The organism is Salipiger sp., from assembly GCF_059781815.1.
In genome coordinates, this window is the sequence record NZ_JBYNAH010000078.1 from 1 (window position 1) to 19,945 (window position 19,945).

Below are 19,945 nucleotides of genomic sequence, written 5' to 3' on the forward strand. Positions count from 1 at the left end.
CGCTCCCCGAGGTATTTGAAAACCAGAGAAGAGTAGGGCGTGGCGCTGGTGGCGGGCGTGGCGCGGCGGGGCTCAGCGGGCGGGGCGGTCGAAGGTGAAATCACCGGCGGCGACGTGGCGCAGGTAGGCGCAGGGGTCGGCGCGCTGGTTGAGATGGGCCCAGGCGCGGGCCGCGAAGGCATCCGGCGCGAAGAGCAGGATCATCGCGTTGACCGAGTCATGAGAGACCGGGCTTCGCATGTCGAGCGTCGCCTCGACGCGGGCGCGGTCCTCGGGAGTGAGGCCGAGAATCTGGAAATTGTAGGCGAGGTATTCGCTTGTGGCCAGGCACAGCCCGCTCGGGCAGGGGCGGGCATCATGGGCGGCATGGGCCAGCTCATGCGCCACGATGCTGTCGAAATAGCGGTCGTCCGGGAGGCTTGCGAAAACGCCGTCGGCGCGGCGCTGGCCTGAGAGTGCCTCGGGGCTCAGGAGATCGATGCGGTCTTCGCCGCAATGGTAGAGGCCGAGACAATCGCCGGGCAGGCTGTCGGCGAGGGTGATCGAGACCGGGGTTTCGAGCGCGAGCCCGCAGGCGGCAAGCCGGGGCAGGGCCGTCTGCACGGCGCGGCAGAGCCGTTCGGTCTGGGCCGGGGGCGCGCTGACGCTGACCGGCGTGCCCTCGCAGAGCGTCTCGGCGGAGGCTGGCAGGGCGAGGATCAGGGCGAGGAGCGGAGGAAACGGCGGGCGCATGGGCGGAGCCTAGCACAGCGGGCCTGCTTCGGGGCGCGAAAGAAAGAGGCGGGCCGTGATGGGCCCGCCTCGGATCTTTTGCTTACTGGGTCTTCGACATGCGCTTGCGCTCGTGCGGATCGAGGTAGCGCTTGCGCAGGCGGATCGCGTTCGGCGTCACCTCGACGAGCTCGTCGTCGTTGATATAGGCGATCGCCTCTTCCAGGCTCAGCGTCACCGGGGTGGTCAGGCGCACCGCTTCGTCGGTGCCGGAGGCGCGCACGTTGGTGAGCTTCTTGCCCTTGAGCGGGTTGACCTCGAGATCGTTGTCGCGCGAGTGCTCGCCGATGATCATGCCGGTATAGACCGGGGCCTGGGCGCCGAGGAACATCTTGCCGCGATCCTCGAGGTTCCACAGCGCGTAGGCCACCGCCTCGCCGTTCTCCATCGAGATCAGCACGCCGGCGCGACGGCCGGGGATCGGGCCCTTGTGCGGCGTCCAGCCGTGGAACACGCGGTTCAGAACGCCGGTGCCGCGGGTGTCGGTGAGGAACTCGCCGTGATAGCCGATCAGGCCGCGCGAGGGCACATGCGCGATGATGCGCGTCTTGCCGGCGCCGGCCGGGCGCATCTCGACCAGCTCGCCCTTGCGGTTGCCGGTGAGCTTCTCGATCACCGCGCCGGAATACTCGTCATCGACGTCGATGGTGGCTTCCTCGACCGGCTCCATGAGCTGGCCGTCTTCTTCCTTCATGATCACCTGCGGGCGCGAGATGCTGAGCTCGAAGCCCTCGCGGCGCATGTTTTCGATCAGCACGCCCATCTGCAGTTCGCCGCGGCCCGAGACCTCGAAGGCCTCGCCGCCGGGGGTGTCCTTGATCTTGATCGCGACGTTGCCCTCGGCTTCCTTCATCAGGCGCTCACGGATCACCCGCGACTGCACCTTCTTGCCGTCGCGGCCCGCCAGCGGGCTGTCATTGATGCCGAAGGTCACGGTGATGGTCGGCGGGTCGATCGGCTGGGCGTCGAGCGGCTCGTCCACCGCCAGGGCGCAGATCGTGTCGGCCACGGTGGCCTTGGTCATGCCGGCGAGGGAGACGATGTCGCCCGCGAGGCCTTCCTCGATATCGGCCTGCGCCAGGCCACGGAAGGCCTGCACGCGGGTGACGCGGAACTGCTCGATCTTCTGGCCGATGCGCGAGATCGCCTGCACCGTCTGGCCGACCTTGACGCGGCCGGTCTCGATGCGGCCCGTCAACAGGCGGCCGACGAAGGGGTCGGAGCCGAGCGTGGTGGCCAGCATGCGGAAATCTTCGTCCTGGTGCTTGATCTGCTTCGGCGCCGGGACGTGGTTGACGATCAGGTTGAACAGCGCCGAGAGATCCTTGCGCGGGCCGTCGAGCTCGCTGTCGGCCCAGCCGTTGCGGCCCGAGGCGTACATGTGCGGGAAGTCGAGCTGGTCTTCATCGGCGTCGAGCGAGGCGAAGAGGTCGAAGCATTCGTCGAGCGCGCGGTCGGGCTCGGCGTCGGGCTTGTCGACCTTGTTGAGCACCACGATCGGGCGCAGGCCCAGCGCCAGCGCCTTGGAGGTCACGAACTTGGTCTGCGGCATCGGGCCTTCGGCGGCGTCGACGAGCAGGACAACGCCGTCGACCATGCTCAGGATACGCTCCACCTCGCCGCCGAAATCGGCGTGGCCGGGGGTGTCGACGATGTTGATGCGGGTGTTCTTCCACTCGACCGAGGTGGGCTTGGCGAAGATGGTGATGCCACGCTCGCGCTCGAGGTCGTTGCTGTCCATCGCGCGCTCGGCGACGGCCTGGTTTTCGCGGAATGCGCCGGATTGTTTCAGCAATTCGTCGACAAGCGTGGTCTTGCCGTGGTCCACGTGAGCGATGATTGCGATATTGCGCAGGTCCATGGGGTGAGCCTTTAAAGGGGAGGGTTGCGCGCCCCCTACCGGGGAAGGCCGCAAAAGGCAAGCCGCTTGCCGGTTGCGCCTTCATATACTGGCGCTGCGTTTCCACGTGGGCGCGGGTTGGGGCGGGGCGAGAGGTTGGGTGGCGTCGCGAGATTAGGTGTCGGAAGCGCCTTGCCTTACGATAGCGCCGATGCGGACGGTCGGTCGTTGCCTCGGCGCGGAATCAAGGCCGCAGGCCGCCGCGCCATCGCCGGCCCGCCCCCCGGGCTGGCGATTTGGTGATGCAAGTGCCACGTGTTGAGGTCCTTCGGACGTGGCCGGGATAAATCGAGAGGCTTGGAGGTCGCATCGCCACCCCGCGGGCCGGCGATGGCACGGCGGCGTCCAAGCATCTCGCTGGCTCTCGCACAAAGCAATAAGGTCGAATCCATCTCGGCCTTGCTCCCCCGATCATCGCACCCGCGCGGAATCAAGGCCGTAGGCCGCCGCGCATCGCCGGACTGCCCGCACGGGCCGGCGATTTGGTAAGGCCTAGTGCGACGTGTCGAGGTCTTTCGGACTTGGTCGGGATAAATCGAGAGGATCCACGCCTGGATCGCCGCCCCGCGGTCCGGCGATGCGCGGCGGCGCCCAGGCGGTTCGCGGGGAAACTGGCCGGGCCGTCAGGCCCGCTCACACATCCAGCTCTTCCACGAACCGGGCGTTCTCCTGGATGTACTGGAAGCGCAGCTCCGGCTTCTTGCCCATCAGGCGCTCGACCAGATCGCCGGTCTCGCCGGGCTCGTCCTCGTCGATGGTCACGCGGATCAACTTGCGTGTCGCCGGGTCCATCGTGGTCTCTTTCAGGTCCTTGGCGTCCATCTCGCCCAGACCCTTGAAGCGCTGCACGTCGATCTTGCCCTTGCCGCCAAGGCCCTTCTTCAGCATCTCCTCCTTCTCGGCATCGTCGGCGACATAGATCCGCCGCGCGCCTTGGGTCAGCCGGTAGAGCGGCGGGCAGGCCATGTAGAGGTGGCCTTGGTCGATGAGCGGCCGCATCTGGGTGTAGAAGAAGGTCATCAACAGCGCCGCGATATGGGCGCCGTCGACGTCCGCGTCGGTCATGATGATGACCTTGTCGTAGCGCAGATCGTCGATGTTGAACTTGGTCCCCAGCCCCACGCCAAGCGCCTCGCAGAGATCGCGGATCTCGGCGTTGGAACTGAGCTTGTTCGAGGCCGCGCCCAGCACGTTGAGGATCTTGCCCTTGAGCGGCAGCAGCGCCTGGGTCTCGCGGAAGCGCGCCCCCTTGGCCGAGCCGCCGGCCGAGTCGCCCTCGACGATGAAGAGCTCGGTGCCCTCACGGTTCTTGGCGGTGCAGTCGGTGAGCTTGCCCGGCAGGCGCAGCTTCTTGGTGGCCGACTTGCGCGCGGTCTCCTTTTCCTGACGGCGGCGCAGGCGCTCCTCGGCGCGCAGCACGAGGAAATCGAGGATGGCGCCGGCGGACTTGGTGTCGGCGGCGAGCCAGTTGTCGAAATGGTCGCGCACCGCGCCCTCGACGAGGCGCTGTGCCTCGGTGGTGGCGAGGCGGTCCTTGGTCTGTCCGACGAATTCCGGCTCGCGGATGAAGCACGACACCAGCGCGCAGCCGCCGGTGAGCAGGTCGTCGCGGGTGATCTGGCTGGCCTTGCGGTTGTTGACCAGCTCGCCATAGGCGCGGATGCCCTTGAGGATCGCCGACCAGAAGCCGGCCTCGTGGGTGCCGCCCTCGGGGGTGGGGACGGTGTTACAGTAGGACTGGATGAAGCCGTCGCGCGAGGGCGTCCAGTTGATCGCCCACTCGACCTTGCCGGGCGTGCTGAACTTCTCCTTGAAGTCGACGGTGCCCGAGAACGGCTTGTCGGAATAGGTCGAGGAGGCGCCCAGCGTCTCGGTCAGGTAATCGGCAAGGCCGCCGGGGAAGTGGAAGGTGGCCTCCGTCGGGGTCTCGTTGTCGTCGATGGCGGACTTCCAGCGAATCTCGACGCCCGAGAACAGATAGGCCTTGGACTTCACCATCTTGAACAGCCGCGCCGGCTTGAAGCGGTGATGGCCGAAGATCTCCTCGTCGGCATGGAAGGTCACCGTGGTGCCGCGCCGGTTCGGCGCCGCGCCGACCTTCTCGACCCCGCCGAGCGGGATGCCGCGCGAGAAGCGCTGCTCGAACAGCTCCTTGTTGCGCGCCACCTGCACGACCATCGAATCCGAGAGCGCGTTCACCACCGAGGCGCCGACGCCGTGCAGGCCGCCCGAGGTCTCGTAGGCATCGCCGGAGAACTTGCCGCCCGCGTGCAGGGTGCAGAGGATCACCTCGAGCGCAGATTTGCCCGGGAACTTGGGGTGCGGATCGATCGGGATGCCGCGGCCGTTGTCGCGCACGGTGATGGCGTAATCGGCGTGCAGCTCGACCTCGATGCGGTTGGCGTGGCCGGCGACGGCCTCGTCCATCGAGTTGTCGAGCACCTCGGCCACCATGTGATGCAGCGCCCGCTCGTCGGTGCCGCCGATATACATGCCGGGCCGCTTGCGGACCGGTTCGAGCCCTTCGAGAACCTCGATCGAGGAGGCGTCGTAATCGGGGGTATCGGTAGCGGCGAGAAGATCGTCGGCCATGGTGCGCTGCTCGTTCTGATCGTTGATTGGCAGCGATTATGGCAGAGCGGAACAGCCGCGAAAAGGGTCCGCGCGGTGTCAGACCCCACGATCATGGGGGAAAGCCTGTGGATTACGCCGGATCTTGTGGCTGAAGCTGCGACCAGTGCTCGCCCATGGCGACGATGCAGGAGGTGCCGGAGGCGTAGGCGATGACCATGGTCCAGTCGCCTTCCGCATCGGTCCAGACCTCGACCACCTCTTCGGGGCTGCGCAGACCGGTCGAGGAGAGCGTGGCGCCGTAGCGCCTTGCGAGGCGCTCGGTCATCCGGGGCGCGGGTTCGCACAGCACCTCGGCGATCGGCGAGGCGGCGAGAGCAGGGGCCGGAAGCAGGAAGGGAATCAGGGCGAGGCTGCGCATACCCGGAAGTGTAACAGAGGTATGACACCGCGCTGCGGGGAAATTGCGCCGGTACGCGATTGCGCCCGGCACGCGTCGCATGACCGGGGTTTGCCGTGGGGGCGTTGGCCCCCGGGCTTAGAACGCCTCAGAACGCCTCGGGGCGTGCCTCGCGGGCCATGTGGTCGAGCACGGCATTGACGAAGCTCGGCTCGCGCCCCTCGGGGAAGAAGGCCGAGGCCACCTCGACATATTCCGAGATCACCACCTTGGGCGGGGTGTCGCTGTCGACGAGCTCGGCGCCGGCGGCGCGGAACAGCGCCCGCAGGGTCGGGTCGATGCGGGCGATCGGCCACTTGGCGACCAGCGCGCGGTCGGTCATCTGGTCGATCTTGGCCTGCCAGTTGACCGCCGACGAGGTGATCTTGCCGAACAGCGTCACGTCGCCCTCGACCATCTCGACGCCGTCCTCGATCTCGGCGCCGAAGCGGTAGTCGATGAACTCGCGCTGCACCTTCTCGACGGTCACGTCCCCCGCTTCCATCTGGTACAGGGCCTGCACCGCATAAAGCCGCGAGGCGGATTTCATCCGCCGCTTCTGATTGCCCGAGAGGGCCGGGGGGGTGTCCGGGGTGGTCATGCGCTGTCGTTTCCTCGTGAGGCGCCCGCGATCTGATACTTTATATGTGACTGGACGACTCCCCCCCGCTTGGGGGCGCCGCCCCTCCTACGGGCCAGGGCTATCAGATGCTTGGGCGCGGGGGCGGCGCCGCCGCCCTTGTTCTGGCCCGCCGCCTCGGCCCGGACCCAGGCCTGATCGTAGTTTTCGACCGTGAGGATTCCGTTGCCGATGCACAGGCCCTGAAGCCCCAGCAGCGTCAGCCCGCGCGAGCTGTCGTTGCAGACGGTGTCGTAATGGGTGGTCTCGCCGCGGATCACGCAGCCAAGCGCCACGTAGCCGTCGAAGTTCGACATGCGCTCGGCGATGCCGATGGCCGAGGGCACCTCGAGCGCGCCCGGCACCTCGACCACCTCGTGGAACCCGCCCACCGCCTCGACCTCGGCGATGGCCCCGGCGACCAGCTGCTCGGCGATCTGCTTGTAATAGGGCGCCACCACGATGAGGATCTTGACCGGCTTGTCGAATTCCAGACGCGGCAGGGTGTAATGCTCTTCGTTCGATGCCATCAGGCCTCTCCGATCTTGCGGGTGCCGACGATCTCGAGACCGTAGGCGTCGAGGCCCACGACCTTGGGGGTCGGCGAGTTGGTCAGCAGCACCAGCTTCGACAGGCCGAGCGAGGACAGGATCTGCGCGCCGAGGCCGTATTGGCGCAGGGTCTTGGGCGAGCTGCCCTCCTCGGGGTCGAGCTTCATCGCGGTGTCGCGCAGCAGCACGACGACGCCGCGGCCCTCGGCGGCCACGGTGGTCATGGCGTCGCGGAACTCATTGGCGCGGCCGGCATGGCCGGTGCCGGCAATGTCGAGCATCGGGTCGAGTGCGTGCATCCGGACGAGCACCGGTTCGTCGGTGGTCAGGTCGCCCTTGGAGAGCACGATATGCTCGTCGCCATGAGTGGTGTCGGCATAGATGCGCATGTCCCACTCGCCGCCGAACTCTGAGGTCACGGTCTGCGAGCGCTCGACGCGCACGAGGTTATCGTGGCGGCGGCGATAGGCGATCAGGTCCGAGATCGTGCCGATCTTGAGCCCGTGCTTCTGCGCGAAGGAGACCAGCTCGGGCAGGCGCGACATGGTGCCGTCCTCGTTCATGATCTCGCAGATCACCCCGGCGGAATTGAGCCCGGCAAGGCGGGACACGTCGACCGCTGCCTCGGTATGGCCGGCACGCACCAGCACGCCGCCGGACTTGGCCCGCAGCGGGAAGACATGGCCCGGGGTCGCGATGTCGGCGGCACCCTTGGAGGCGTCGATCGCCACCGCGATGGTGCGGGCGCGGTCGGCGGCGGAGATGCCGGTGGTCACGCCCTCGCGGGCCTCGATCGAGATCGTGAAGGCGGTCTCGTGGCGCGAGGAATTGTTGGTCGACATCAGCTCGAGCCCGAGCTGGTCACAGCGCTCGGCGGACATTGACAGGCAGATCAGGCCGCGCCCGTGGGTGGCCATGAAGTTGATCGCGTCGGGGGTGGCCCATTGCGCCGGGATCACCAGATCGCCCTCGTTCTCGCGATCCTCGTGATCGACCAGGATGAACATGCGCCCGTTGCGCGCATCCTCGATGATCTCCTCGATCGAGGAGATTGCATCCTTCCAGTCCGATTCCACCGGGCCGGGGCTTTCGAAATCCGCCATCACGTCACCTTCTGTCTCGTCCCTGCCAGATAAGAGATGCGGGCCGGAATGGCTAGGGCGCATTTGCGCACGGCAGGGCGCAATACAGGCACCATCCGGGGGCCGCGCGGCCCGAAAGCAGGGCAGGGGCGCTGCCCCTCTGCCGCCCGATGGGCGGCATTCACCCCGAGGTATTTTCGAACCAGAGAAGGAGGGGCGTGGCGCGCGGTGGCGGGGATCAGTCGAAGATGTCGTCGAGCAGGTCGAAGAGACCCTTCGCGGCCTTTTTGCCGAGGCGCGTCTTGCTGGTCTTCTTCTGTGCCTTGCGCAGCGCCTTGGCGCGTTTCTTCGCCTCTTTCTCGGAGGCGGCGGGCCGGTGTCGGGGGGCGTCGCGGTCGACGGCCTCGGGGCGAAGCTGCTTGAGCTCGTGCAGCGGCGCGCCGCAGGAGCCGCAGGCCAGCTCGTGACGTCCGGGCGCGAGGACCAGCGCGGCGCGGGTGCCGCAATAGCTGCAGGTGGCGATCTTGGTGCTTGGCATCGGCTCGATATGGGCGCGGCGCGGGCGCCCGGCAAGGTCAGGGGCGCGCGGCGTAGAGCGCCACGGCGGCGGCGTTGGAGACGTTGAGCGAGCCGAAGCCGCCGGTGAAGTCGATGCGCACCAGCTTGTCGACCGTGGTCTTGGTCTTTTCCCGCAGACCCGGCCCCTCGGCACCGAGCACCAGCGCCACCGGGCGGTCGCGCAGCCCGTCGAGCGCCTCTTCGATGGTGGCCTCGGCCTCGCCGTCGAGCCCGAGCACGAGATAGCCCATCTCCTGCAGGGCGCGGATGCTGTCGGCGAGGTTGCGCTCGCGCAGGTAGGGCTGGCGCTCGAGCGCGCCCGAGGCGGTCTTGGCCAGCGCGCCGGTCTCGGGGGCGGAGTGATGCTGGACGCCGATCACCGCCTGCGCGCCGAACACCTCGGCCGAGCGCAGGATGGCGCCGACGTTGTGCGGATCGCTCACCCGGTCGAGCATCACCAGCCGCGGCGGGCGGTCGTCGTCGCGAAGCGCGACATCGGCGAGTCGCCCCCAGTCGAGCGGCTTGACCTCGAGCGCCGCGCCCTGGTGCACCGATTGCGGATCGAGCGGCGCGCCGAACTTGCGCGGATCGTGGATCTCGGGCTCGATTCCCGCCTCGGCCACGGCGTCGGCAAGCTTGGCCTGGGCGTTGGGGGTGAGGATCAGCCGCAGCTTCTCGCGCCGCGGATTGAGCAGCGCATCGCGCACCGCGTGCAGGCCGAAGAGCCACACCGTCTCGGCGGCGCGGGCCTTTTTCGCCTGTTCTTTCTCGACCACCCATTTCGGTTTCTTGACCATCTCGCGCCTCTCTTCCTGCGGTCCCGTTCCCTTGCCTTTCCCTTGTCTCCGCCGCAAGGGATTTTCCTGTTGACGCCGGTTTGCGCCTTTTGTAGTCAGCGCCACACGCCGGCAGCGCCGGCAAGAAAGTGGGCGACAGGCCGCAAGGTGTGGCAGGGGACTGTAACTCCCTCGCGGAGACGCACGCTAGGTTCGATTCCTAGGTCGCCCACCACTTTCTCTCCCTCAGATGATGGATCCGGACCTGGCCCGAGCCGCTGTGGCGCACGGGCTGAAGTGCGTTGAACGCAGGTTCGGGAAGCCGTTCACGAGGCGATGCCGGCGGGATCGGGGACTGCGCCGCGCATTTGACCGCCACCTTTCCAGAACGCCCGCTTTCGGCCATCGCCCCGCGCTGGCGCCGGGCAAGAGGCGGGGGCCGCCGCTGCGTGCTTGTCGGGGGCGCGGTTTGCCGAAAAATGTCGCGCCCCATCCGCGTGGACAGGCCGGACCTGTCCGCCCGCACCGGATGCATGTTGCCTTGATACACGCATAGCGACACCATCCTGGAGGCAATACACCTACGTTCATTCTGCCCTTCGCGCCTCGGGAACGCGCATTTGACCCGGACGAGGCGGGTGCCCGACAGCGCGCCTTCGGGGCGGATGACCGAAACACCGCCTGCGCCGCGTTGCCGCGGGCGACCCAGCTGAAAGGACCGCCGCGGTGATCGAAGACCTTTCTGCAAGGCGACATTCGGGCGGCCAGCGCGAAGACACACGGGAGTGCGATGTTCTGGTCGTGGGGGCCGGCACTTTGGGGCTGCCGATCACCGCCCTGCTGGCGCGCGAGGCGGGGCTGCGGGTGATCTGCCTCGAGTCCGGTGGCGAGCATCAGGAGGCGGAGACCCATCCGCTGAACGAGGTCGAGCGCGCCGGCAATGACTATCGCGGCGCGGCGCATGGCCGCTTTCGCTGCCTTGGCGGCACCTCGAGCCGCTGGGGTGCCACCCTTCTTCCGTTTCAACAGGCCGATCTCGATGCCGCGGACTGGCCGCTGAGCATGGCCGAGCTCGAGCCTCATCTTCCCGCGGCGGAGCGGTTGTTCGGGCTCGATCACAGCCCTTACAGCGATCCCGAGCTGCCGCTCGAGCTGGGTCCGAACCATGTCAACCGGCTGGCCAAGATGCCCTCCTTCCGGCACCGGAACGTGGCGCACCTCGTAGGCGATGAGCTGCGGCAGTCGCGGCAGGCCGAGGTCTGGCTCAATGCCACGGTGACCCGGCTCGACGCCGATGGCTGCGGCGTCGGGGTCACGGTGGTGGCGCGGGCGCCGGAGGGGCACGAACTGACGGTCAGGGCGCCGCGGCTCATCATCGCCGCCGGGGCGATCGAGACGACTCGGCTTGCGTTGATGCTGGATCGGAGCTGCGGCGGCGCGGTGAGTCGCACGAGCCCGGATCTGGGGCGTTTCTTCACCGATCATATCTCGCTGCCGGTCGCCGCCATCGAGCCGACGCGCCGGGCCGAGCTGAACCGGCTCGTGGGCTACCGGTTTGGAGAGGGCGGCACGATGCGCAACCTGCGGTTCGAGCTTGCGCCGCAGAGTGCGGCGCGGCAGGGGCTGCCTCCGAGCTTTGCCTATATCGGCTTCGAACCGCCGGAGACCGGCGGGTTCGAGGCGTTGCACGAGCTCTTCAAGAGCATCCAGAGACGGCGTCTGCCCTCGGCGCGCGTCGCCGGCGAGATGGTGCAGCACTTGCCCTGGGTCCTCCGCGCGGCCTGGTGGCGCGTGCGGCACAAGCGCCTGCTCTACCCGGCAGGGGCGCCGCTCCACGCCTACGTCGTCGCCGAGCAGCGCCCCGATCGGCGCAATCGAATCAGCCTGAGCGACACCCGTCTCGACCGCTACGGCGTGCCGCTGCCGGTGCTGGAGTGGCAGATTGCGGACGCGGATTTCGAGGGGCTGGAACGGGCCGCAACGCTGCTCGAGGAGACCTGGAACAGCAGCGGGCTGGCGCGGCTGGGGCAGTTCCGGCGGCGACCGATCTGCCGCGATAGCGCGATCCCGGCGGACAATTATCATCCCACCGGAACCACCCGGATGGGCCGTGATCCGTCCTGCGGGGTGGTGGACCGCGATCTCAGGCTCTTTGCCCGGCCGCAGGTGCAGCTTGTCGCGACATCGGTGCTGCCGACCGGTGGCGGTGCAAACCCAACGATGATGGCGATCCTGCTGGCTTTGCGCTGCGTGCAGCAACACGTCGAGATGCAACGGCGCGCAACGCCGGCCGCCTCCCGTCGCAGCGCCGCGGCGCGGTGAGCGGTCAGCGGGTCGGCGCGATCTCGATGCGCTGGCGGATCTCGCCCGAGGCGCGGTCGAAGATTAGGATCTCGTCATCGACCGTCACCACCGCGAACCAGTCGCTGCCCTGGGTATAGGCGGTGGCGCTGGCGCCGTCTGGCAGCGTGATGACCTCGGGCAGCGGCACGCGGGTGGTGCGGTACTGGATGACAATCATCGCAAGGATCGCTAGAAGCCCGGCGATCATCACGCCCGTCAGCACGGTGACCAGCAGGCGCAGGAAGCGCAGGTTGGCCGGCTCGGGCAGCTGTTCGTCGGGATCGGGAGTCTGGGACATGGACAAGGCCTTGCGCGTCATCATCGGGGAAGCCCCGCCTGCGCGCCTTGATAAGGCGCTGGCGCGCGATGTGCCAGAGGCAGCGGCGCTGTCGCGGACCCGGCTCGCCAAGCTCATCGCCGAAGGCGCGGTCACGCGCGGCGGCGAGGCGCTGACCGATCCCAAGGCGAAGGTCGCCGAGGGCGACGAGATCACCATCGCCGTGCCGCAGGCCGAGGACAGCCATATCGGCCCCGAGGACATCCCGCTCGACATCGTCTGGGAGGATGACGACCTCGTCGTCGTCAACAAGCCCGCCGGCATGGTGGTGCACCCGGCGCCGGGCACGCCCACGGGCACGCTGGTGAACGCGTTGCTGCACCATTTCGGCGGCAGGCTCTCGGGCGTCGGTGGCGTGGCCCGGCCCGGCATCGTGCACCGCATCGATAAGGACACCAGCGGGCTGCTGGTGGTGGCCAAGTCCGACCGGGCGCATCACGGGCTCGCGGCGCAGTTCGAGGCGCACAGCGCCGACCGCTCGTACCGCGCGATCTGCTACGGCGTGCCGAACGCCGGCGATCCGCGGCTTTTGGGCACGCGCGGGGTCTCGGTCGAGCCGGGCGGGGTGCTCTGCATCCAGTCCGGGCTGGCGCGGCACAAGACCGACCGCCAGCGCCAGGCGGTGTATTTCGACGGGCAGGGGCGGCATGCGGTGACCCGGGCGCGGGTGCTCGAAAGCTTCGGCACGCCGCCGGCAATGGCGCTGCTCGAGTGCCGGCTCGAGACCGGGCGCACGCACCAGATCCGTGTGCACATGGCCCATGCCGGTCACGGTCTGGTGGGCGATCCTGTCTATGGCGGGCGCCGCAAGGCGCCGGTCAAGGCGCTGGGGGAAAAGCTTGCCGCGGCGGTCGCCGGCTTTGACCGGCAGGCGCTGCACGCGGCAGAGCTCGGCTTCGACCATCCCGCCACCGGCGAGCGCCTGCGCTTCGAGGCGCCGCTGCCCGCAGACATGCAGGCCCTGCTCGACGCGCTCCGTAACGCAGAGTGACGCGATTGTGTGTGCTTTGGCGCACAAAATCCCCGCCGTCTGCGCCGTTTACGTGCAGCCTGCACATCTGACATGAAGTTCCCAAGCACGTGAGCGCTTCACTTTGTCGGACCCGTCCGACGGGAGTCTGCGTTATCGTCGTATAAACCTCTCAAGGTGACACATCTTGAAAACGCATGGTGGCGCTCCCAAATGGGATGTTAAGCCCCGTAACATTGGAGGAACCGGGCACGTGAGCAACGTGAGCAACTACGCCAATCTTCCCGCACCGTCGCCCGAGGCGGGCCTGAGCCGCTATCTGTCCGAGATCCGGAAGTTCCCGCTTCTGGAGCCGGAGGAAGAGTACATGCTGGCCAAGCGCTGGGTCGAGGATCAGGATTCCGCGTCGGCGCACAAGCTGGTCACCAGTCACCTGCGCCTCGCAGCGAAGATTGCCATGGGCTATCGCGGCTACGGCCTGCCGCAGGCCGAAGTGATCTCGGAGGCCAATGTCGGCCTGATGCAGGCGGTGAAACGCTTCGACCCCGAGAAGGGCTTCCGTCTCGCGACCTATGCAATGTGGTGGATCCGCGCCTCGATCCAGGAATACATCCTGCGCTCGTGGTCGCTGGTGAAGCTCGGCACGACCAGCGCGCAGAAGAAGCTGTTCTTCAACCTGCGCAAGGCCAAGAGCCGCATCGGCGCGCTCGAGGACGGCGATCTGCGCCCCGAGCATGTGGAGAAGATCGCCACCGATCTCGGCGTCTCGCAGGACGAGGTGATCTCGATGAACCGGCGCCTGTCGGGCGGCGATGCCTCGCTCAACGCCACCGTCGGCAGCGATGACGAAAGCTCGATGCAATGGCAGGACTGGCTCGAAGACGAGAGCGCCGACCAGGCGGGCGACTATGCCGAGCGCAACGAGCTCGAGGCACGCCGCACTTTGCTGGCCGAGGCGATGGACGTGCTCAACGAGCGCGAGCGCGACATCCTCACCCAGCGCCGTCTGGCCGAACAGCCGGTGACGCTGGAGGAGCTGTCGGGCGTCTATGACGTCAGCCGCGAGCGCATCCGCCAGATCGAGGTCCGCGCCTTCGAGAAGCTGCAGAAGCGCATGCGCGAACTCGCGCAGGAGCAGGGCATGCTCACCGGCGCCTGATCGCCAGACTTACGGTAGATGGTTTGCGCCTGCCCCTCGGGGCGGGCGTTTTTGTTGCGTCCCATGTCCGGGCGGGTTGCGCTCGACGGGTCTCTTGCTACCGTTGGGGGCAAAGGGGGGAAGAGATGTCAGTGAAGCCATGTCATCTGAAACGGCAGTTGGCTTTACGCCCGGCAGCCTCTCCAAGCACGAAACGGGCGTGCCGCTGGATTGGTTCTTCCTATGAACGGCTGCTCCTGCGGGAGGGGAGGAGCACATGAAGTTTGTGTCTGTTACCGAACAGCACACTGAGACGTATCTTCTTGTCTTCGCCGCTGTGGCTGGCGTTGCTCTGCTCCTTTTCATCGTTTGGGTGGCGAGAAGGACCCGTGATCGTTCGCGACTGGGATGCGCGTGGCGGCGCACACCGGGCGATGATCGCGGGACATTTTCTGCGTGGCACTGCCAGCGCTGCGGCAACACCGGCTATTCTGCCGGAAAGGGCAGGCCGACGGTTTGCCAGCGCAGGGCGCGACGGTCAGCTCTCTGAGAGCTCGAAGCAGCGACGTGTCACACTAATTGAAACCGCAAGAGCTCGACAGCACCCTCTGGTGAGCTGAGACAAAGCATGAAGGAACATCACCATGGCCGATCACCTGCGCTGGGGCATTCTGGGCGCCGCGAAATTCGCCCGCGAGTACATGGGCCCGGCAATCAACGCCGCGCGCGGCGGGGCACTCGCGGCCATCGCCACCTCCAAGGCCGAGAAGGCTGCGCCCTTCGCCGCCTTCGCCCCGGGCCTGCGGGTGGTCGAGGAGTACGACGCGCTGCTCGCCGATCCCGAGATCGACGCCATCTACATCCCGCTGCCCAACGCGCTGCACGTGGAGTGGTCGGTCAAGGCCGCCGAGGCCGGCAAGCACGTGCTTTGCGAGAAGCCCATCGCCATGGACAGCGCCGGCATCGACCGGCTGATCGAGACCCGCGACCGCACCGGCAAGCTCATCGCCGAGGCGTGGATGATCTCGCACCACCCGCAATTCGCCAAGGCGCGCGCGCTGATCGAGGACGGTGCGCTGGGGAAGATCGTTCGCATCGACTCGACCCACAGCTTCTTCAACGACGATCTCGACAACATCCGCAACCGGCCCGAAACCGGGGGCGGGGCGCTTGGCGATCTGGGCGTCTATGCCTTCGGCTCGATCCGCCTGCTGACCGGGCAGGAGCCCGAGGACCTGCTCGCGGTCGAGACCGACTGGATCAACGGCATCGACGCCACCACCCACATCATGGCCCGCTTCCCGGAGTTCCTCTACACCGGGCGGATCTCGATGCGCGCCGCTCCCTGGCAGGAGATCGTGGTGCATGGCGAGCGCGCGGTGATGCGCCTGCCGGTGCCGTTCAACGCGCAGGTCTTCGGTCAGGCCTCGGTCGAGCTGCATCATCCGGGCGGTCACGTGGAGAGCTGGCGCTGGCCGGCCGAGAACCATTACGTGCTGCAGGTCGAGGCGTTCAACCGCGCCGTGCTGGAGCAGGCCGACTGGCCGCTGCCGCTGGAAGTCTCGCGCGGGACGCAGGCCTGGGTGGACCGAATCCTTGCCGCAGCGCGGAGCTGACCGCCGGCTTCGTGCTTGCACGCAAAGGCTTTTCTTTTTTTCTGCGCTCGCATAGGCTTTCGCTGCAATGCTGCATGCCAGGGAGGGCACCAGGTGGCCGACACGGAAAAACCGCTGCTGATCAAGCGCTATGCCAGCCGGCGTCTCTACAACACCGAGACCAGCGATTACGTCACGCTGGAGGACATCGCGGGCTTCATCCGCGATGGGCGTGACGTGCAGATCGTCGATCTGAAATCCGGTGACGACCTGACCCGGCAATACCTGCTGCAGATCGTGGCCGAACACGAGAGCCGCGGCGAGAGCGTGCTGCCGATCAACGTGCTCACCGATCTGGTGCGCAGCTACACCACGCAGGCGACCTCGGCGGTGCCGCAGTTCCTTGCCGCGTCTTTCGAGATGTTCCGCGACAGCCAGTCGAAATGGGCCGAGAGCATGAACGCCAATCCGATGATGCCGAAGATCCCCGGCTTCGAGGCGATGCAGGCCCAGCAGGAAGCCTTTCTCAAGGCGATGACCGGCAACATGGGCAAGCAGTGGTCCGGACCCGAGGCCGAGGGCGACGCGCCCGCCAAGGGCGAAGAGGAAGACCTCGACGCCATCAAGAAGCAGCTGGCGGAACTGCAGAGCAAGCTTTCCAAGATGAGCAAGTGAGCCGCGCGGCCGGCGGGTCGCAGTGCTTTTGACGATACGCAAAACGGGCGGGGAAATCCCCGCCCGTTTCGTGTTCGTGAGTGGTCTTGGGTGGTCTCAGGTGCCGTAGGCGCGGGTCTCGCCCATCACCGCCTCGGCGGCGTTGATCAGGATATCGGCAACGGCCGCACAGTCCTCCAGCGTCAGCCGCGCCGGCAGGCGGGTGTCGCAGGCGCGCTCGAGCATGGCGCGGGTCTGCGGCAGCTCGGGGATGTCGCGCAGGAACTGCCAGTTCCAGAACGCGCGGGCATTGTCGGAGGAGAGGCCAAAGACCTGCACCTTCACGCCCATCGCGGCGGCGGTCTCGGCAAAGGCGCGCATCTCTTCGCGGTCCATGTTCACGAGGTTGAACTGCAGCGAATCCGGCGCGCGCTCTTCGCGGGCGAGCTTGGCCGGAACCTCGATCCACGGGCTCATCTCGATGCGGGAGGCCACGAAATCATGGTTGCGGCGGCCATCCTGCACGCGGCGCGCGACGTGCGGCAGCTGCGGGCGGATGACGGCGGCCGAGAGGTTCGACATGCGCAGATTGTAGAGCGGCAGACTGTTCTGCCAGCGCGCAAACGCCTCTTCCAGGTCCGCGCGATTGTCGCCGCGGGCCATGTGCTTTTGCCAGTTGTGCTCATAGGCGCCCGACAGGATCACCGCCTGCGCCACCACGTCGGCATCGTCGGTGATCAGGATGCCGCCCTCGCCGGCATTGACCAGCTTGTAGCTCTGGAACGAGAAGCAGCCGACCTTGCCGATGGTGCCGATGTTGCGTCCGCCCCAGACCGTGCCGAGGCTGTGCGCCGCGTCTTCCACCACCGGGATGCCGCGCGCGTCGCAAAGCGCCATGATCGCGTCCATGTCGGAGGTGTGGCCGCGCATGTGGCTGATGATCACCGCCTGCACGCCGCCGAGCTTGGCCTCGAAATCGGCCAGGTCGATGCGGTAATTGTCACTGACCTCGCAGAGCACCGGCACGCAGTCGGCATGCACGATGGCCGAGGGCACCGCGGCGAAGGTGAAGCCCGGGATCATCACCCGCGCGTCGCGCGGCAGGCCAAGCGCCTTGAGCGACAGGAACAGCGCCGCCGAGCAGCTCGACACCGCCAGAGCGTATTTCGCGCCCATCATCGCGGCAAACTCGCGCTCGAGCAGCGCCACCGGCGCATCCTCGGGGGCAGTGTAGCGGAACAGGTCTCCGGATTGCAGAAGCCGGTCGATCTCGGCGCGGGCTTCCGCGGGGATCGGCTCTGCGTCATGCATGTTGGGCAAGCTGTTCATATTTCAAATTCCTGAATGTCGTCTTCTGGAAATCTTAAACACCAGTTCTGTGACAGCCAAGTGAAAACCGCCTCCCGAAGGGAGCGGTCTGCGCGCAGGTCGTTGCGGAAAGGTCGCGGTCTAAATGCCGATGCGGTCGCGCAGCGCGAACCAGGTCATCGCCAGCGTCAGCAGCGGGGTGCGAAAGGCGGGCCCGCCGGGGAAGGGCGGGACGGGCAGGGCGGCCATGGCGTCGAAGCCCTGCGACTGGCCGCGCACCGCCTCGGCCAGCAGCCGGCCGGCATGCACGGCGGTGCCGACGCCGTGGCCGGAATAGCCCGAGGCGCTGAGCACGTTGGGCGCCAGCCGCGCCAGGAAGGGCAGGCGCTTCATGGTGATGCCGAGCGTGCCGCCCCAAGCGTGGTCGAGCCGCACGTCCTTAAGCTGCGGGAAGATCTCCAGCATCGGCTTGCGCACCTTTGCCTTGATGTCGGCGGGGAACTTGTAGCCATAGCTCTCGCCGCCGCCGAACAGCAGCCGCCCGTCATGGCTGAGCCGGAAGTAGTTGACCACGTGGCGCGAGTCGGCCACCGCGATGTCGCGGGTCAGCACCTCGGCCACGCGCGCGCCCAAGGGCTCGGTGGCGGCGATGAAATTGTTGATCGGCATGACCCGCCGCGCCACCCGCGGCTGCAGCTTGCCGAGATAGCCGTTGCCGGCATAGATCACGTGGCCCGCGCGCACCAATCCGCCCGCGCAGCGCACGACGCAGTCCGCGCCTTCCTGCACCTCGGTTACGACGCTCTGCTCGAAGATCCGCGCGCCGGCGTCGGCGGCGGCCTTCGCCAGCCCCTGCGAAAAGCGCAGCGGATGCAGATGCGCCGCCCCCATGTCGACCACGCCGCCGCAATAGTCGGGCGAGGGGCAGATGGCGCGGAAGCTCTCGGCATCGTGGCGCTCGATCTCGTAGCCATAGTGCTCGCCCATGTGCTCGGCATACTCGTGCAGATGCTGCACCTCGCCGGGCCGCGAGCCGCACCACGCCACGCCGTCGCGCAGGTGGCAGTCGATGCCATGCTTCGCGATCAGCGCGCGCACCAGGTCCTTGGCCTCTTCGCCGAGATCCCAGTACTTGCGCGCATCCTCGCGCCCGAGCATCTCCTCGAGCGTCAGCTGGTCCTGCCGCTGGCCCGAGCCCAGCTGCCCGCCATTGCGCCCTGAGGCGCCAAAGCCAACCCGGTGCGCCTCGAGCAGCACGACGTCGAGCCCGGCCTCGGCCATGTGCAGCGCCGCCGAGAGCCCGGTGAAGCCCGCGCCGATGATGCAGACATCCGCCCGCGTCTCGCCCTCGAGCGCCGGAAACCCCGCAAGATCGATCGCGGTGGCGGCATACCAGCTCTCCGGGTAGTGCCCCCGGCGGTCATTGGAAAACAGCAGGTCCACAACCCAGCCCTTCTCTTCGTCAAAAATACTCCGGGGTGAATTGGCGCATAGCGCCAAGAGGGGCAGCGCCCCTCCCGCCCCCGGCCAAGGGGCTCAGACGTTGAGCAGCAGGTGCTCCCGCTCCCACGGGCTGATCACCGACAGGAACTCCTCGTATTCCGCCCGCTTCACGATCGAGTAGACCCGGGCGAAATCCGGCCCCATGACCTGGTGCAGCGCCTCGGCCTCGTCCCAGAGCTCGAGCGCCGAGCCGAGCACGCGCGGGATGTCACCCTCGCCCTCATAGGCGTCGCCGCGGAACTGCTTCGACGGGCGACGCTCTTCCATGAGCCCGAGATAGCCGCAGGCCAGCGAGGCGGCGATGCCGAGATAGGGGTTGCAATCCATGCCTGCGAGCCGGTTCTCGACGCGGCGGCTCTCCGGTCCCGAAAGCGGGATGCGGATGCCGGTGGTGCGGTTGTCGCGGCCCCATTCGAGGTTGATCGGCGCGGCATGGTCGCGCACGTAGCGGCGGTAGGAGTTCACGTAGGGCGCCATCACCGCCACTGCCGCCGGCAGGTGGGTCTGCAGCCCGCCGATGAAGTGGTAGAAGGCATCGGTCTCGCCGCCCTGGGGGCCCGAGAAGATGTTGCGCCCGGTCTCCTTGTCCATCACCGAGTGGTGGATATGCATGGCCGAGCCCGGCTCGTCAGCGATCGGCTTGGCCATGAAGGTGGCAAAGCAATCGTGCCGCAGCGCCGCCTCGCGGATCAGCCGCTTGAAGTAGAACACCTCGTCGGCGAGCTTGACCGGATCGCCGTGGCGGAGGTTGATCTCGAGCTGGCCGGCACCGCCTTCCTGGGTGATGCCGTCGATCTCGAAGCCCTGCGCCTCGGCGAAATCGTAGATGT

At 67.5% G+C, this 19,945-nt stretch carries 18 protein-coding genes and 1 tRNA gene; 6 read left to right on the top strand and 13 right to left on the bottom strand.

Annotated elements, in window-relative coordinates; all coding sequences use genetic code 11:
- Positions 1-72 precede the first annotated feature (72 nt).
- The 9 genes from AC6RA4_RS11075 to rlmB form a co-directional block, all read right to left on the bottom strand.
- Positions 73-732 (bottom strand): DUF6639 family protein, encoded by a 660-nt coding sequence (locus AC6RA4_RS11075; protein ID WP_500160268.1) that lies wholly within the window; start codon positions 730-732, stop codon positions 73-75.
- Between the two features lie 82 nt (positions 733-814).
- Positions 815-2,632, bottom strand: coding sequence for a translational GTPase TypA (gene typA, locus AC6RA4_RS11080; protein ID WP_222604730.1), 1,818 nt, complete (start codon positions 2,630-2,632; stop codon positions 815-817).
- A gap of 672 nt (positions 2,633-3,304) precedes the next feature.
- Positions 3,305-5,263, bottom strand: coding sequence for a DNA topoisomerase IV subunit B (gene parE, locus AC6RA4_RS11085; RefSeq protein WP_500160270.1), 1,959 nt, complete (start codon positions 5,261-5,263; stop codon positions 3,305-3,307).
- Between the two features lie 112 nt (positions 5,264-5,375).
- Positions 5,376-5,663 carry a hypothetical protein gene (locus AC6RA4_RS11090; protein ID WP_500160272.1) on the bottom strand — a complete coding sequence of 96 codons (288 nt, stop codon included), beginning with the start codon at positions 5,661-5,663 and terminating at the stop codon, positions 5,376-5,378.
- Positions 5,664-5,790: 127 nt separating this feature from the next.
- The gene (gene nusB / locus AC6RA4_RS11095; RefSeq protein WP_500160274.1) at positions 5,791-6,282 is read right to left on the bottom strand and encodes a transcription antitermination factor NusB; all 492 of its coding nucleotides are present in this window, start codon (positions 6,280-6,282) and stop codon (positions 5,791-5,793) included.
- Entirely contained in the window at positions 6,279-6,830 is a 552-nt protein-coding gene (locus AC6RA4_RS11100) for a 6,7-dimethyl-8-ribityllumazine synthase (RefSeq protein ID WP_500160276.1), read from the bottom strand. The genes nusB and AC6RA4_RS11100 overlap by 4 nt, the downstream gene beginning before the upstream one ends.
- A complete protein-coding gene (gene ribB / locus AC6RA4_RS11105; protein ID WP_500160278.1) occupies positions 6,830-7,954 on the bottom strand; it encodes a 3,4-dihydroxy-2-butanone-4-phosphate synthase in 1,125 nt (374 codons plus the stop codon). Before ribB ends, AC6RA4_RS11100 begins: the two co-directional genes overlap by 1 nt.
- Positions 7,955-8,171: 217 nt before the next feature.
- A complete protein-coding gene (locus tag AC6RA4_RS11110; protein WP_500160280.1) occupies positions 8,172-8,471 on the bottom strand; it encodes a hypothetical protein in 300 nt (99 codons plus the stop codon).
- A gap of 37 nt (positions 8,472-8,508) precedes the next feature.
- The gene (rlmB, locus tag AC6RA4_RS11115; protein WP_500160282.1) at positions 8,509-9,288 is read right to left on the bottom strand and encodes a 23S rRNA (guanosine(2251)-2'-O)-methyltransferase RlmB; all 780 of its coding nucleotides are present in this window, start codon (positions 9,286-9,288) and stop codon (positions 8,509-8,511) included.
- A gap of 130 nt (positions 9,289-9,418) precedes the next feature.
- Here rlmB and AC6RA4_RS11120 point away from each other — a divergent pair.
- Both AC6RA4_RS11120 and AC6RA4_RS11125 read left to right on the top strand, forming a co-directional pair.
- Positions 9,419-9,502: transfer RNA gene (locus AC6RA4_RS11120), tRNA-Tyr, on the top strand.
- Between the two features lie 491 nt (positions 9,503-9,993).
- On the top strand, positions 9,994-11,589 hold the full coding sequence (locus AC6RA4_RS11125; protein WP_500160284.1) for a GMC oxidoreductase: 1,596 nt from the start codon (positions 9,994-9,996) through the stop codon (positions 11,587-11,589).
- 4 nt (positions 11,590-11,593) lie between these two features.
- Here AC6RA4_RS11125 and AC6RA4_RS11130 read toward each other — a convergent pair whose 3' ends face one another.
- Positions 11,594-11,908 carry a DUF6476 family protein gene (locus AC6RA4_RS11130; RefSeq protein ID WP_500160286.1) on the bottom strand — a complete coding sequence of 105 codons (315 nt, stop codon included), beginning with the start codon at positions 11,906-11,908 and terminating at the stop codon, positions 11,594-11,596.
- On the opposite strand from AC6RA4_RS11130, the gene AC6RA4_RS11135 reads away from it, so the two are divergent.
- The 4 genes from AC6RA4_RS11135 to phaR all read left to right on the top strand — a co-directional run bounded on the left by AC6RA4_RS11135 (position 11,907) and on the right by phaR (position 16,325).
- Positions 11,907-12,938 carry an RluA family pseudouridine synthase gene (locus tag AC6RA4_RS11135; RefSeq protein ID WP_500160288.1) on the top strand — a complete coding sequence of 344 codons (1,032 nt, stop codon included), beginning with the start codon at positions 11,907-11,909 and terminating at the stop codon, positions 12,936-12,938. The two genes, AC6RA4_RS11130 and AC6RA4_RS11135, sit on opposite strands and share 2 nt — an antisense overlap.
- Positions 12,939-13,179: 241 nt before the next feature.
- On the top strand, positions 13,180-14,076 hold the full coding sequence (rpoH, locus tag AC6RA4_RS11140; protein ID WP_500160297.1) for an RNA polymerase sigma factor RpoH: 897 nt from the start codon (positions 13,180-13,182) through the stop codon (positions 14,074-14,076).
- A gap of 623 nt (positions 14,077-14,699) precedes the next feature.
- Positions 14,700-15,671: a Gfo/Idh/MocA family protein gene (locus AC6RA4_RS11145; protein WP_500160290.1), complete on the top strand. Its 972-nt coding sequence runs from the start codon at positions 14,700-14,702 to the stop codon at positions 15,669-15,671.
- A gap of 93 nt (positions 15,672-15,764) precedes the next feature.
- Complete coding sequence (gene phaR, locus AC6RA4_RS11150) at positions 15,765-16,325, top strand: polyhydroxyalkanoate synthesis repressor PhaR (RefSeq protein ID WP_500160291.1); 561 nt, start codon at positions 15,765-15,767, stop codon at positions 16,323-16,325.
- 96 nt (positions 16,326-16,421) lie between these two features.
- Here the strand turns inward: phaR and AC6RA4_RS11155 are convergent, their stop codons facing one another.
- From AC6RA4_RS11155 to AC6RA4_RS11165, 3 genes are all read right to left on the bottom strand, one after another.
- Positions 16,422-17,633 carry a DegT/DnrJ/EryC1/StrS family aminotransferase gene (locus AC6RA4_RS11155; protein WP_500160293.1) on the bottom strand — a complete coding sequence of 404 codons (1,212 nt, stop codon included), beginning with the start codon at positions 17,631-17,633 and terminating at the stop codon, positions 16,422-16,424.
- Between the two features lie 120 nt (positions 17,634-17,753).
- Positions 17,754-19,055 (bottom strand): NAD(P)/FAD-dependent oxidoreductase, encoded by a 1,302-nt coding sequence (locus tag AC6RA4_RS11160; protein WP_500160294.1) that lies wholly within the window; start codon positions 19,053-19,055, stop codon positions 17,754-17,756.
- A 93-nt stretch (positions 19,056-19,148) separates the two neighbouring features.
- Positions 19,149-19,945: glutamine synthetase family protein (locus AC6RA4_RS11165; RefSeq protein ID WP_500160296.1), on the bottom strand; the 797-nt coding region annotated here is incomplete at its 5' end.

What these genes read in the sequence shown, in the direction of transcription:
- AC6RA4_RS11075 (WP_500160268.1), bottom strand. Translation starts at nt 732, where the DNA reads ATGCGCCCGCCGTTTCCTCCGCTCCTCGCCCTGATCCTCGCCCTGCCA.
- typA (WP_222604730.1), bottom strand. Translation starts at nt 2,632, where the DNA reads ATGGACCTGCGCAATATCGCAATCATCGCTCACGTGGACCACGGCAAG.
- parE (WP_500160270.1), bottom strand. Translation starts at nt 5,263, where the DNA reads ATGGCCGACGATCTTCTCGCCGCTACCGATACCCCCGATTACGACGCC.
- AC6RA4_RS11090 (WP_500160272.1), bottom strand. Translation starts at nt 5,663, where the DNA reads ATGCGCAGCCTCGCCCTGATTCCCTTCCTGCTTCCGGCCCCTGCTCTC.
- nusB (WP_500160274.1), bottom strand. Translation starts at nt 6,282, where the DNA reads ATGACCACCCCGGACACCCCCCCGGCCCTCTCGGGCAATCAGAAGCGG.
- AC6RA4_RS11100 (WP_500160276.1), bottom strand. Translation starts at nt 6,830, where the DNA reads ATGGCATCGAACGAAGAGCATTACACCCTGCCGCGTCTGGAATTCGAC.
- ribB (WP_500160278.1), bottom strand. Translation starts at nt 7,954, where the DNA reads ATGGCGGATTTCGAAAGCCCCGGCCCGGTGGAATCGGACTGGAAGGAT.
- AC6RA4_RS11110 (WP_500160280.1), bottom strand. Translation starts at nt 8,471, where the DNA reads ATGCCAAGCACCAAGATCGCCACCTGCAGCTATTGCGGCACCCGCGCC.
- rlmB (WP_500160282.1), bottom strand. Translation starts at nt 9,288, where the DNA reads ATGGTCAAGAAACCGAAATGGGTGGTCGAGAAAGAACAGGCGAAAAAG.
- AC6RA4_RS11135 (WP_500160288.1), top strand. Translation starts at nt 11,907, where the DNA reads ATGGACAAGGCCTTGCGCGTCATCATCGGGGAAGCCCCGCCTGCGCGC.
- AC6RA4_RS11130 (WP_500160286.1), bottom strand. Translation starts at nt 11,908, where the DNA reads ATGTCCCAGACTCCCGATCCCGACGAACAGCTGCCCGAGCCGGCCAAC.
- AC6RA4_RS11145 (WP_500160290.1), top strand. Translation starts at nt 14,700, where the DNA reads ATGGCCGATCACCTGCGCTGGGGCATTCTGGGCGCCGCGAAATTCGCC.
- AC6RA4_RS11155 (WP_500160293.1), bottom strand. Translation starts at nt 17,633, where the DNA reads ATGAACAGCTTGCCCAACATGCATGACGCAGAGCCGATCCCCGCGGAA.